This window comes from Microbispora sp. CA-102843, from assembly GCF_050936215.1.
In the GTDB taxonomy this organism is placed as follows: Bacteria; Actinomycetota; Actinomycetes; order Streptosporangiales; family Streptosporangiaceae; genus Microbispora.
This window is the reverse complement of the sequence record NZ_JBNJNF010000001.1, coordinates 6,311,801-6,323,234: the sequence shown is the minus strand read 5'-3', so window position 1 is coordinate 6,323,234 and position 11,434 is coordinate 6,311,801. Positions and strand designations below refer to the sequence as shown.

At 73.0% G+C, this 11,434-nt stretch carries 12 protein-coding genes; 4 read left to right on the top strand and 8 right to left on the bottom strand.

Features of this window, described 5'->3' with window-relative positions; genetic code table 11:
- Positions 1-24 precede the first annotated feature (24 nt).
- The gene (locus ACQEVJ_RS29250) at positions 25-1,098 is read left to right on the top strand and encodes a hypothetical protein (RefSeq protein WP_433106526.1); all 1,074 of its coding nucleotides are present in this window, start codon (positions 25-27) and stop codon (positions 1,096-1,098) included.
- Here the strand turns inward: ACQEVJ_RS29250 and ACQEVJ_RS29245 are convergent.
- A complete protein-coding gene (locus tag ACQEVJ_RS29245) occupies positions 1,081-1,644 on the bottom strand; it encodes a copper chaperone PCu(A)C (RefSeq protein WP_433106524.1) in 564 nt (187 codons plus the stop codon). The two genes, ACQEVJ_RS29250 and ACQEVJ_RS29245, sit on opposite strands and share 18 nt — an antisense overlap.
- 124 nt (positions 1,645-1,768) lie before the next feature.
- On the opposite strand from ACQEVJ_RS29245, the gene ACQEVJ_RS29240 reads away from it, so the two are divergent.
- Together ACQEVJ_RS29240 and ACQEVJ_RS29235 are read left to right on the top strand one after the other, a co-directional pair.
- Positions 1,769-2,755 carry a serine hydrolase domain-containing protein gene (locus ACQEVJ_RS29240; protein WP_433106522.1) on the top strand — a complete coding sequence of 329 codons (987 nt, stop codon included), beginning with the start codon at positions 1,769-1,771 and terminating at the stop codon, positions 2,753-2,755.
- A gap of 11 nt (positions 2,756-2,766) precedes the next feature.
- Positions 2,767-3,099 (top strand): putative quinol monooxygenase, encoded by a 333-nt coding sequence (locus ACQEVJ_RS29235; protein ID WP_433106520.1) that lies wholly within the window; start codon positions 2,767-2,769, stop codon positions 3,097-3,099.
- A gap of 7 nt (positions 3,100-3,106) precedes the next feature.
- Here ACQEVJ_RS29235 and ACQEVJ_RS29230 read toward each other — a convergent pair whose 3' ends face one another.
- The 3 genes from ACQEVJ_RS29230 to ACQEVJ_RS29220 form a co-directional block, all read right to left on the bottom strand.
- The gene (locus tag ACQEVJ_RS29230; RefSeq protein ID WP_433106518.1) at positions 3,107-3,379 is read right to left on the bottom strand and encodes a type II toxin-antitoxin system RelE family toxin; all 273 of its coding nucleotides are present in this window, start codon (positions 3,377-3,379) and stop codon (positions 3,107-3,109) included.
- A gap of 232 nt (positions 3,380-3,611) precedes the next feature.
- Positions 3,612-5,285, bottom strand: a complete 1,674-nt coding sequence (gene pruA / locus ACQEVJ_RS29225; protein ID WP_433113026.1) for an L-glutamate gamma-semialdehyde dehydrogenase — start codon at positions 5,283-5,285, stop codon at positions 3,612-3,614.
- Entirely contained in the window at positions 5,285-6,196 is a 912-nt protein-coding gene (locus ACQEVJ_RS29220; RefSeq protein ID WP_433106515.1) for a proline dehydrogenase family protein, read from the bottom strand. The genes pruA and ACQEVJ_RS29220 overlap by 1 nt, the downstream gene beginning before the upstream one ends.
- 83 nt (positions 6,197-6,279) lie before the next feature.
- On the opposite strand from ACQEVJ_RS29220, the gene ACQEVJ_RS29215 reads away from it, so the two are divergent.
- Positions 6,280-7,335 carry a PucR family transcriptional regulator gene (locus ACQEVJ_RS29215; protein WP_433106513.1) on the top strand — a complete coding sequence of 352 codons (1,056 nt, stop codon included), beginning with the start codon at positions 6,280-6,282 and terminating at the stop codon, positions 7,333-7,335.
- Positions 7,336-7,340: 5 nt separating this feature from the next.
- On the opposite strand, the gene ACQEVJ_RS29210 is transcribed toward ACQEVJ_RS29215, so the two are convergent.
- The 4 genes from ACQEVJ_RS29210 to ACQEVJ_RS29195 all read right to left on the bottom strand — a co-directional run bounded on the left by ACQEVJ_RS29210 (position 7,341) and on the right by ACQEVJ_RS29195 (position 11,385).
- The gene (locus tag ACQEVJ_RS29210) at positions 7,341-7,781 is read right to left on the bottom strand and encodes a hypothetical protein (protein WP_433106511.1); all 441 of its coding nucleotides are present in this window, start codon (positions 7,779-7,781) and stop codon (positions 7,341-7,343) included.
- Between the two features lie 93 nt (positions 7,782-7,874).
- Complete coding sequence (locus ACQEVJ_RS29205) at positions 7,875-8,963, bottom strand: RNA polymerase subunit sigma-70 (protein ID WP_433106509.1); 1,089 nt, start codon at positions 8,961-8,963, stop codon at positions 7,875-7,877.
- A gap of 43 nt (positions 8,964-9,006) precedes the next feature.
- Positions 9,007-10,242, bottom strand: a complete 1,236-nt coding sequence (locus tag ACQEVJ_RS29200) for a hypothetical protein (protein ID WP_433106507.1) — start codon at positions 10,240-10,242, stop codon at positions 9,007-9,009.
- Positions 10,243-10,332: 90 nt separating this feature from the next.
- Entirely contained in the window at positions 10,333-11,385 is a 1,053-nt protein-coding gene (locus ACQEVJ_RS29195; protein ID WP_433106506.1) for a glycosyltransferase, read from the bottom strand.
- Between the last annotated feature and the right edge of the window lie 49 nt (positions 11,386-11,434).

The window sequence follows — 11,434 nt, the reverse complement described above, 5'->3', positions numbered from 1 at the left end:
CGTCCCTGTGGTTCACTGTGGATCATGCGAGGGACACGGGTCCGGGACGCGCGGGCCGCGGCGGCCCGATGGGTCGCCCGCGAGGCCGCCTCAGCCGCGAACTTCGCCGGGGCCTTCCTGACCGGGTCGGCGGCCTGGGCCGATCCCGACGCGGTGCTGCCGCCCACGTCGGACGTCGACGTGGCGGTCGTGGTCACCGATGCCGTCGCGCCGCCCAAGCTCGGCAAGATCCCGTGGGAGGGCGTGCTCGTCGAGGTCACGTACGTGTCCTGGGACGGGCTCGCCTCCGCGCGGGACGTGCTGGCCTCCTGCCACCTGGCCGGCGCCTTCCGCACCGACACCGTGATCGCCGACCCCACCGGGCGGCTGGCCAGGCTCCGGGCCGCCGTCTCGGCGGGCTTCGCCGAACGGCGCTGGGTCCGCCTGCGATGCGCGGACGCCGAGGGCCGCATCACCGGCGGGCTCGCGGCGCTCGACTCCCGTAAGCCGTTCCACGACCAGGTCACGGCCTGGCTGTTCCCGGCCGGCATCACGACCCACGTGCTCCTCGCCGCCGGGCTGCGCAACCCCACCGTACGGCTGCGCTACCCGGCCGTCCGCGAGCTCCTGCGGGCCTACGGCCGGATGGACGTCTACGAGGAGCTGCTCGGCCTGCTCGGCTGCGCGCACCTGACCCGCGAGCGGGTCACCGCCCACCTCGCCACGATGACGAGGGCCTTCGACGCGGCGGCGGCCGTGGCCCGCACGCCGTTCCCCTTCTCCGCCGACGTCACCGAGGCGGCCCGGCCGGTGGCCGTCGACGGCAGCCGTGAGCTGGTCGCGCGGGGACTGCACCGCGAGGCCGTCTTCTGGGTCGCCGCGACGTACGCCCGGTGCCTGAAGATCCTCGCCGCGGACGCGCCGGGGGAGACCGGCCACCTCGCCGGGTTCGCGGACCTGGCGGCCGACCTGGGCGCCGGGTCGCCGGAAGACCTGCGGCGCCGGGCGCGCGAGGTGACCGCGTACCTGCCCCGCCTGCGCGCGGTCGCCGAGGAGATCATCGCCGCGAACCCTGCCGTCCACCCCGAGATCCGGGACGGGTCAGCTCCCGGCGGGTGACGGGCTCGGCGAAGGCGACGGGTTCGGCGAAACGGTCGGCGACGGGCTGGGCGACGTGCCCGGCCAGGGGGAGTAGGTGCTCCTCCACTCCCCGGGCGGCAGGATCGGGACGTCGACCCGGGTCGCTCCCGCGTTCTGGAACCGGAACGTCACGGGGATCGTGCCGCCGCTGCCCAGCGGGCGGGTGAGGCCGACGAGCAGCACCTGGGGGAGGGCCGTGCCGCCGACGTACTTCCCGCCGGGGATCTCCAGGCCGCCGGCGGGCAGGCGGGCCTCCCGGAACACGCCCCCGGTGTCCACCGACACGAGACGGTCGGTGCGGCCGCTCTCGTTGAGCAGCATCATGTACATCGGCATGTCGGTCCCCGGCGGAGCGGGCTGCTGCGAGCCGATGATGAAGGCGTTGCGGAGCAGCAGACCGGGCAGGTTGACGTTGGCCCCCTCGTTCTGCGGCATCGTCTGGGTGTAGTAGTCCTGCTTGAGGTCGCCGCAGGCGGCGGTGACGGCCGCGGCAGCGATGCATAGAGCCGCCAGGATCCTGCGCATGTCGACCTCGGCTCGCTCGGAGGCGTCTTTCGAGGCTGCGTACCCTCTCCGGCAGGCGTCTACCGCCGGTGAATAATGCGAGGCTCCAGACGAGGAAGAATCCCCGAGAAAGTGGAGGAAACGCATGCAGCTGATCACCCCGGAGAAGGCCGGGTTCGCGCCGGACCTGCCCCACCGGCTGGACGCCCTCGTACGGCGGGGCGGGGCGCCGGCCCTGCACGGCGTCGTGGTGGCCCGGCACGGCCGCGTCGTCCTGGAGTGGTACGGCGGCGGCGAGGACCACGTGCTGAACACGCCGCTCGGCCACGTGAACTTCGGACCGGAAACGTTGCACGACCTGCGCTCGGTCACCAAGAGCGTGGTGGCGCTGCTTTACGGCCTGGCGCTGGAGTCCGGCCTGGTGCCGGGCCCCGGCGAGCCGATCCTGCCGGTCTTTCCCGAGTACGCCGACCTGGCGGCCGATCCCCGCAGGGCCGGGCTGACGATCGGCAACGCGCTGACGATGACGTTGGGCCTGGAGTGGGACGAGAGCGCGCCCTACACCAGCCCGGCGAACAGCGAGATCGCGATGGAGCTGGCGCAGGACCGCTGCCGCTACGTGCTGGAGTGCCCGTTCGTGGAGGAGCCGGGCGAGCGGTGGCGTTACAGCGGCGGCGCCGCGGCCCTCGTCGGCGCGATCGTCGAGAAGGGCACGGGCCTGCGCCTCGAGGAGTTCGCCCGCACCGCGCTGTTCGAGCCGCTCGGCGCCGGGGCCTTCGAGTGGTCGGCCGGCTCCGACGGCAGGGCACTGGCCGCATCCGGCCTGCGCCTGACGCCCCGCGGCCTCGCCCGCATCGGGCAGGCGGTGCTGGATCGGGAGATCGTCCCCGGCTGGATCGGGGAGATGCTGCGCCCGCGCGTGCCCGCCTGGGAGGGTGTCTCCTACGGGTACATGTGGTACACAGGCCCGGACGGGCGGGCGTCGGCCCTCGGCAACGGCGGCCAGCGGCTGTTCCTGCTGCCCGATCCCGGCCTCGTCGTGGCCGTCACCGGCGGCGATTATGACGGTGCGGGCCAGGACACGGCGCCGAGGGCGGTCCTGGAGGACGTGGTCCTGCCCGCGATCACCTGAGGAGACGCCAGATGATTTTCATCACCGCCAAGTTCCGGGTGCTGCCGCAGTACGCCGACCAGTGGCCGGAGATCACCCGCGAGTTCACCCAGGCCACCCGCGCCGAGCCGGGCTGCCTGTGGTTCGACTGGTCGCGCAGCCTCGACGACCCGGCCGAGTACGTCCTCGTCGAGGCGTTCCGCGACGACGAGGCCGGAGCGGCGCACGTGGGGTCGGAGCACTTCCAGACGGCCCGGCGGACGCTGCCGCCCCACCTCGCCGAGACCCCGAGCATCGTCAACGTCACGGTCCCGCAGGACGACTGGTCCCCCCTCGGCGAGATGGCCGTGCCCGCCGGGGACTGAAACGAACTCAGAACCGGTAGGCGTCCCGGCGATGCTTGATCGTCTGGATCGTCACCGCACGCTTGTCCTCGTCGATGCGGTAGACCACCCGGTAAGTTCCGCGCCGGGCGACGTACAGCCCCTCGTACGGCTCCTGAAGGGGCTTGCCCACCCGCCACGGCTCCCAGGCTGTCGCGCCGGCGATGAGCTCCCGAGCGGCAGCGGCCACTTCCTCCGGTAGACCGGCGGTGAGGGCGCGGCGCGCCGGGGGAGCGAGGAGGACGCTGTATCGGTCGCTCACGAACTCGCCTTGCCGAGACGAGCGGCCATCAAGGCGGCCATGTCTTCCTCTGTCGTCACGTCGCCCCTCGCCTCGGCGGCGGCGGCCTCGACGAGATCGGCGCGCATCTCGGGGTCGGCGAGGATTTCGAGGGTCTCCTGCAGGGCTAAGGAGATCGTGCCGCTTGGGCTAGCCCGGACGAACGGCGATGCCCTCGGAACCCGGACCAGGGTTCCGAGGGCATCACGACCTGTCAGTAGCCGAGGTCGCCGAGGTCGGGCTGCTGCCAGCCGCCCTGCGGCACGTCGCCCTTGTACGGCCCGCTCACGACCGGGGGCACGAAGGTCTCCTTGATCGTGCGGGCGTTGACCCAGCGGATCAGGTTGAAGATCGAGCCGGCCTTGTCATTGGTGCCCGAGGCGCGGGCCCCGCCGAACGGCTGCTGCCCGACGACCGCCCCGGTGGGCTTGTCGTTGACGTAGAAGTTGCCCGCCGCGAAGCGCAGCCGCTCGGTGGCGTCGTCGATCGCGTACCGGTCCCGCGCGATGACAGAACCGGTCAGCGCGTACGGCGCGACGCTCTCCATCTGGTCGAGCACGGTGTCGTACGAGGCGTCGTCGTAGACGTGGACGGCGAGGATCGGGCCGAAGTACTCCTTCACGAAGATCTCATCCGTGGGATCGGCGCACTCCAGCACGGTCGGCCGCACGAAGTAGCCGGCCGAGTCGTCGTAGGAGCCGGTGAGCACGTCGATCGCGTCCGCCGACCGCGCCCGGTCGATCGCCTCCCTGTGCTTGGCGAAGGCCCGCGCGTCGATCACCGCGCCCATGAACGTCGACAGGTCGCCCGACACGTCGCCCACGGTGAGCGACTCGGCCGCCGAGACGAGGTCGTCGCGCATCCGGGCCCACAGCGAGCGCGGCACGTACGCCCGGGAGGCCGCCGAGCACTTCTGGCCCTGGTACTCGAAGGCGCCCCGCAGCAGCGCGGTCGACAGCACACCGGCCTCCGCGGACGGGTGGGCCAGGATGAAGTCCTTGCCGCCGGTCTCGCCGACGAGCCGCGGGTAGCCCCGGTAGCCCGCGATGTTCTCCCCGACGGCGCGCCACAGGTGCTGGAACGTGGCGGTCGAGCCGGTGAAGTGGATCCCGGCCAGCTCGGGGTGGGGCAGGGCGACCTCGGAGACGGCGGCGCCGTTGCCGGTGACCATGTTGATCACGCCGGGCGGCAGGCCGGCCGCCTCCAGCAGGCGCATGGTGAAGTGCGCCGAGAACTGCTGCGTCGGCGACGGCTTCCACACCACGACGTTGCCCATCAGCGCCGCCGCCGCCGGCAGGTTGGCCGCGATGGAGGTGAAGTTGAACGGCGTGATCGCCAGGACGAAGCCCTCCAGCGGGCGATACTCCATGCGGTTCCACACGCCGGGCGACGACTGCGGCTGCTCGGCGAGGAGCCGCCGGGCGTAGGCGACGTTGAACCGGAAGAAGTCGATCAGCTCGCACGCGGCGTCGATCTCGGCCTGCTGCGCCGACTTCGACTGGCCGAGGATGGTGGACGCGTTGAGCGTGGCCCGCCACGGGCCGCTGAGCAGCTCGGCGGCCCTGAGGAACACCGCGGCGCGCTCCTCGAACGGCAGGGCCCGCCAGCGCGGCGCGGCCTCCAGCGCCGCGTCGACCGCCGCCCGCACGTCGGCCGGGGTGGCGTCGGTCGTACGGCCGAGCACGGCGGCGTGGTTGTGCGGCTGCACGACGTCGATCGGGGCGCCGCCGGCCATGCGCCGCTCGCCGCCGATCGTCATCGTCAGGTCGAGGGACGTCCCCGACAGCTCCTTGATCCGGGTCTCCAGGGCCGCGCGCTCGGCGCTGCCAGGTCCGTACGCGTGCACCGGCTCGTTCGCCGGCACCGGGACGTCGGTGATCGCATCCATCATTTACCCCTCAAAGCGCGAAGGAAGAAGGCGACGTTGGCCGGGCGCTCGGCGAGGCGTCGCATGAAGTAGCCGTACCAGTCGTCGCCGTAGGGGACGTAGACCCGCACCCGCGACCCGGCCGCGGCCAGCGCCGCCTGCCTGTCGGCCCGGATGCCGTAGAGCATCTGGAACTCGTAGTCGTCCGGGCCGCGCCCGGCGCTCACCGCGAGCGACTCGGCGATCGCGATCAGCCGGTCGTCGTGCGTGGCCACCATGGGATAACCCGTGCCCGACATGAGGGCCCGCAGGCACCGCACGTACGCGCGGTCGACCTCGGGCTTGCTCTGCCAGGCCACCGAGGCGGGCTCGGCGTAGGCGCCCTTGACCAGCCGCACCCGCGACCCCGCGAGGTCGCGGCAGTCGGCCTCGCTGCGGAACAGGTACGCCTGGATCGCCACGCCCGTCTCCGGGAAGTCCTCCCGCAGCGCGCGCAGCACGCCCAGCGTCGCGTCGACGGTGGTGTGGTCCTCCATGTCGAGAGTGACGGTGGAGCCGCACTCCTGCGCCGCCGCGCAGATCTGCCGCGCGTTCTCCAGGGCCATGCCCGGATCGAGGGCCTGGCCGACGGCCGACAGCTTGACCGACACCTCGGCCCGGGTGCCGAGGCCGAGCGGCCGCAGCTCCTCCAGCAGCGAGACGTACGCCTTGGCGGCGGCGACGGCGGTCCCGGCGTCCCGGACCTCCTCGCCCAGATGATCGATCGTGACGGACAGCCCCGAGCCGGTCAGACGACGCGTCGCGGCGACGGCGTCCGCGGTGGACTCCCCGGCCACGAAGCGGTCGACGACCTTGCGTGTGAGCGGGAGCCCCGACACGGCCCGGCGGGCGAGCGGGCTGCGCGAGACCGCGAGAAGCAGGGAACCGAGCATGGCCTCAGGCTAAATCCGCACGTCACGGAAGTTCCACGGACATCCGCCACAGCATTTTTCGACAAATGCACAAGAATGTCAGCATGCAAGACATCGTCGATGAGATCTCCCGGCTGCTCGACGCCTCCGTGACGCTGGAGGACCGCTCGTTCAACCTGCTGGCGTACGGCGCGCAGAGCGGGGACATCGACCGCGTGCGGCAGGAGTCCATCCTGCGCAGGCACGCGTCCGACGAGGTGCGCGCCCACTTCGAGGCGTACGGCATCGCCACCGCGACGGGCCCGGTGCGCATTCCCGGGCTGCCCGGCCTGCTCGGCCGCGTGTGCGTGCCGCTGCGGCACGGCGGGGTGACCTACGGCTACCTGTGGGCGCTCGAATCCGGGGCGCTCACCGACGAGCGCCTGGCCGCCGTCGCGCCGCTGGTCGGCCGGGCGGCCGCGCTGCTCGCCACGCAGGCCCGCGGACGGCACGCCCCGCTGCGCCAGTTCTTCTCGGCCGACCCCGCGGTCCGCGCCATCGCCGGGGTGGACGTCGAGGGCCCGGTGACGGCGGTGGCCGTGCGGACGCCCGCGGAGGTCCCAGGACCGCCGCGCACGCTGCCGCGCGGCGTGCTCGCCGACCCGGACGTCACCGAGACGGCCGTGGACGCGCCGCTCCTCGCGGTGCTGGCGCCCGCCGCGCAGGCCGCGCACGTCGCGCGACTCCTGCACGGCCTGTACGGCCTGGCCGCCGGGATCGGAGGCCCGCGCGACGACCCGGGGGAGGCGTGGCAGAGCTGGCGGGAGGCGCTGCTGGCGCTGCGGGTGGCCGAGCACGTCGAGCGGCACGCCCCGGTCGCCGACTGGAGCGCTCTCGGCGTCTACCGGCTGCTGGCCCGGCTGTCCCCGCGCGACCTGGCCGACCTCGCCGCCGAGTCGGCCGCCCTCACACCCCGGATCGCGGGGAGCGTGGAGGCCTACCTCGACCACGCCGGGCAGGTCCAGGAGACGGCGGCGGCGCTGGGCGTGCACCGGCAGACGCTGTACTACCGCCTGGGCAAGGCCGGGCACCTCACCGGGCTCGACCTCGCCGACGGGGAGGACCGCCTGCTGCTCCACCTGTCGCTGAAGGCGGCGGCCCTCCTCACCGGCCACTCGTGAAGGGACTATCCGATCCGGGTCATGTTCGACTCGTAGCCCCCGCCGCCCGGGTAGTGCCAGCGGCCGGTCATGGCGTCGCCGTCGGTGTTGAAGGTGCCCCGGAAGTACGCCGGAGACCCCTTCGCGCCGCCCCAGATGGTCAGCGTGTCGCCGTCGAGTTCGTAGACGTAGTCGAGGGTGTCGCCCCGGCCGCCGTAATAGCGGGACTTGATGTCCTCGCTCGGCGCGTCCGCCCCGTAGGGCCTCTCACGGCCGATGACCTCGATGCCGGCGATCGGCTGGCCGTCATGCTCCAGCCGGATGTCCTGGAGGAGGAAGAAGCCCCCCTCCATCCAGCGGTAGGTGACCGTGCCCTCCGCGCCGCCGGTCACGCGCCATGAGCCGACCAGCCGGTCCAGCGCCCTGACCTGCTCGTCCGGCTGGGTCGTCTCAGTGATGTCCGGCATGGTGTTCCCCTTCTCCGTTGGTGGCGTTCTGCGATACCGCTCGTACGACGGCGGGGGCCGGGAAAGGGAATCGGTCCGCGCGGGCAGCCGGTGTCACGATCCGGTAACGACCCATTCGGCAGGAGAAGGGCCGATGGAGAGTGGCAGGCCGAAGAGGGGCAGCGACTCGGGGCCGAAGGTGGTGATCTCCGTGATGAGGCCGTCCTCGGCGCACAGGACGTCGATGTTGACCGCGGTGTAGGAGGTCTCACCGGGCCGCCGCACGTAGTTCGCCACCGCGGGCTGCCGGTTCACCGCGAGCGGGACGCAGTGCCACTCGCCCCAGCGCCCCTCGCCCTCCAGGACCGGACGCCACATGTCGAGCACGGCCGTCCGCCCGTCGTACACCAGGGCGGCGGGCGGCATGGCCTGCCGGACGTCCTCGCGCAGCAGCGCCGCCAGGGCTGACAGGTCGGCGTTCCTGGAGGCGGTGACGTAGCGCTCCAGCAGGTCGAGCTCGTCGCGGCTGGGCCGGGTGGCCGCGGCCCAGTCCGCCCGCCGCCTGGGCAGCCGCCCGCGCAGCGTCGCGCGGGCCCGCTGCAACGCGCTCTTGACCGAGGCGACGCTCATCTCCAGCGCCTCGGCGGTCTCGGCGACCGGCCAGCCGGCCACGTCGCGCAGGATCAGCACGGCCCGCTGCCGCGGCGGAAGGTGCTGGATCGCCGCCAGGAACGCCAGCTCCACGGTCTCCCTGGCGATGGCCGCCGCGTCCGGCCCGCCCTCGTACGGCGCCGCCAGGTCGAGCAGTTCGTCCGGATAGGGCTGGAGCCAGGGGACGTCGGCCGGGGCCGGACGCCCCGGGCTTTCCGAGGCGTCCGCCGCCACCATCTCGCGGGCGCGGGCCGGGCTGGACAGGGCGTCCAGGCAGGCGTTCGTGGCGATCCGGTACAGCCAGGCCCGGAACGTCGAGCGCCCCTCGAAGCTCTCCCGCGCGCGCCAGGCCCGCAGCAGCGTCTCCTGCACCAGGTCCTCCGCGTCGGTGAACGACCCGAGCATCCGGTAGCAGTGCACCCGCAGCTCGTGCCGGTGACGCGCGGCGAGCTCGGCGAACACGGCCTCGTCGCCCGCCCGGATCGCCTCCGCCGCGGGCTCCGCCGTGGGATCCGCAGTGGGTTCCCCGGCCGTGCCGTCCCGTTCGCTCACACCCGCCCCGCGTCGCCGCCGCACACCGAGATCACCCGGAAGGCTACCGCTCCGGAGCCCGGTAGACCCGCACCCAGTCGACGTACACCGTGCCGCCGGAGGCGTCGTTGCGCAGCACCAGGCCCATCCCCTGCGACCGGGGGACGTACGGGCCGGTGTAGTTCCACACCTGCCTGCCGTCCAGCCAGAAGGTCACCCGGCCGGGCAGCCAGTCGACGGTGACCGTGTGCCACTGGGTGAAGTCGGCCGCCGTCTCGGCTCGGGCCAGTTCCCGGCCCTGCCGGACGGAGAGCTCCACGCGCCGCCCGCCCGCGATGCCCGCCACGGCGATCGCCGCGTCCTCCGTCCCCGCGCCGTCCGTCCCCGTGAACCGCGAGGCGTCGTCCTGCGGGCCGGCGTATTCCGAGTCGTCGCGCCACGAGTCGTCGTACCGCGATTCGTCGTATTGGGAGTCCCCGTATTGGGAGTCGCCGTATCGGGAGTCGTCCCGCCGAGATTCTCCGTTCTGGGCGGCGTCCGACCGGACGGACTGCAGCAGCGCGACGGGAAGCGCACCCCCCTCGGCCCGCAGGCGGACCTCCCAGCGGCCGTACCGCTGGACCGACGTCCCCGACAGGTCCACGCCGCCGCCGTCCCGGGTGAGGCGCAGCGCCTGCCCGCCGAAGTCCTCGGCCACGGCCGGGTTGCCCCAGCCGCCGGTGGAGGCGCCGGACGAGCGGGGCAGTGGCGTACGGGACGGCGCACGCGACGGCGGGGAGGACTCCCGCGCGGCCCCGTTCGCGCCTCCGGGGATCGCCCGGGCGGGCGCGCGGTCTCCCCGGGGCACGTCCTCCGGTTCGATGGCGTTCACCACGACCGGCCGGTCCGTACGCACGGGCCGCGCGAGCCGCATCGGCGGCTCGGTCTCGGTCGCAGGTGCGGGCGTCGCCCGCGGGCCGGACGAAAGAAGGGGGGAGGGAAGAGGAGAGAGGCTGGGGGAGGGCCGCGGCGACGGCTCCGCCGGGACATCGCCGATCTTCTCCGCGACCGTGGTGTCGCCGATCTTCTCCGCGGCCTCGTCGCCCTTCTGCCCGGCTTTCTCGCCGGGAGCTACGGCGGCCGCGGTGGCGGTCTGCGTCGCGCTCAGCCCTGCCGCGTTCGCGTTCCGCGGCTGGGCGCCGGACGAACCGGGGGAGGACGCCGACCCCTGCGCGGTGGACTCGCCTCCGGCGTTGAACACCTTCGTGGAGTCCCCGCTTGAACAGGCCGTGGCGGCGGCGATGAGCATCGCCGCCGCCACCGCTAAACCAGGCCCATGACGTGACATGAGCCGAGTTAATCACATGATTTCACTCAGATAACGGCCTAAATCCGGTAATATCGCTTGCCTTTACGCACACGTCTTCTCGTATACGCGAAGCAGTTCCATGCTGATTCGCTCGACCGAATAGCGGGAACGGGCGCGGTCGGCGGCCGCGTAGCCGATGGCCGTGCGCAGAGTGGCGTCGCCGAGCAGGCGGCGGATCCGGTGGGCGATCTCCAGCGGGCGGTCGGGCCGGGTCAGGAATCCGGTCACGCCGTCCACCACCGAGTCGAGGTGCGCCCCGGCGGCCGAGGCGATGACCGGGATGCCGCAGGCCATGGCCTCCAGCGCGGCCGTGCCCGTGGGGACGGTCGGCGGCAGCGACAGCACCAGGTCGGCGCTGCGCATGAGCTTGGGCATCGCGGTGTGCGGGACCATGCCGAGCATCTCCACGCGGTCCGCCACGCCGTGCTCCCCGGCGAGGGCGCGCAGCCGCTCGACGCTCTGGTCGTCGCCGCCGGCGACCACGAGCTCGGCCTCCGGTACGGCCCGCAGGGCGTGCACGGCCCAGTCGGCGCCCACGTGCCCCACGTGCAGGAGGCGGGGCCGCTCACCCCTCGGGAAGGCGGGGCCCTGGCGGCGGAAGCGCTCGATGTCCACGCCGTGCGGGATGACCGAGATGTTGCGGCGCGGCACGCCCATCCGGATCAGCTCGGACTCCTCGTCGGCGCAGGCGGCGATGACCGCCCTGGCCCGGCGGCCGATCGCGCACTCCAGCCGCCGCACCGGCGCGGCGCTCCGGCTGTCGTCGTAGTGACTGTGGAAGGTCTGGGTGACCGGCACGCCCAGGCCCTCTGACCCGGCGATGGCGGCCAGGCCGCTGGACCACGAGTAGGCGTGGATGATGTCCGGGCGGTGCTCCCGCCACCTGCGCCGCAGGCCGTCGCTGAAGTCCGAGATGTAGGGGAGGAGGTCGCTTTCCGACAGCTCCATGTCGGGTCCGGCGGGTACGTGCTCGACGCCGGCCCCCTGGACCTTCGAGCGGGTGTAGACGGTCACCCGATGGCCCCGGCCCAGCTCGCGGGCGATGGCGGGAGTGTCGGGAGTCAGCTCGTGGGCGGAGACAATCGCGATATCCATGGCACACCTCAAGACAGGAAGGCGTCTGAAAGGGTGTGCCTGCGTCCTA

Bases quoted from the DNA above. Each gene is read 5' to 3' on its own strand.
- ACQEVJ_RS29195 (WP_433106506.1), bottom strand. From the start codon at position 11,385: ATGGATATCGCGATTGTCTCCGCCCACGAGCTGACTCCCGACACTCCC.
- pruA (WP_433113026.1), bottom strand. From the start codon at position 5,285: ATGGATGCGATCACCGACGTCCCGGTGCCGGCGAACGAGCCGGTGCAC.
- ACQEVJ_RS29210 (WP_433106511.1), bottom strand. From the start codon at position 7,781: ATGCCGGACATCACTGAGACGACCCAGCCGGACGAGCAGGTCAGGGCG.
- ACQEVJ_RS29235 (WP_433106520.1), top strand. From the start codon at position 2,767: ATGATTTTCATCACCGCCAAGTTCCGGGTGCTGCCGCAGTACGCCGAC.
- ACQEVJ_RS29245 (WP_433106524.1), bottom strand. From the start codon at position 1,644: ATGCGCAGGATCCTGGCGGCTCTATGCATCGCTGCCGCGGCCGTCACC.
- ACQEVJ_RS29220 (WP_433106515.1), bottom strand. From the start codon at position 6,196: ATGCTCGGTTCCCTGCTTCTCGCGGTCTCGCGCAGCCCGCTCGCCCGC.
- ACQEVJ_RS29240 (WP_433106522.1), top strand. From the start codon at position 1,769: ATGCAGCTGATCACCCCGGAGAAGGCCGGGTTCGCGCCGGACCTGCCC.
- ACQEVJ_RS29215 (WP_433106513.1), top strand. From the start codon at position 6,280: ATGCAAGACATCGTCGATGAGATCTCCCGGCTGCTCGACGCCTCCGTG.
- ACQEVJ_RS29250 (WP_433106526.1), top strand. From the start codon at position 25: ATGCGAGGGACACGGGTCCGGGACGCGCGGGCCGCGGCGGCCCGATGG.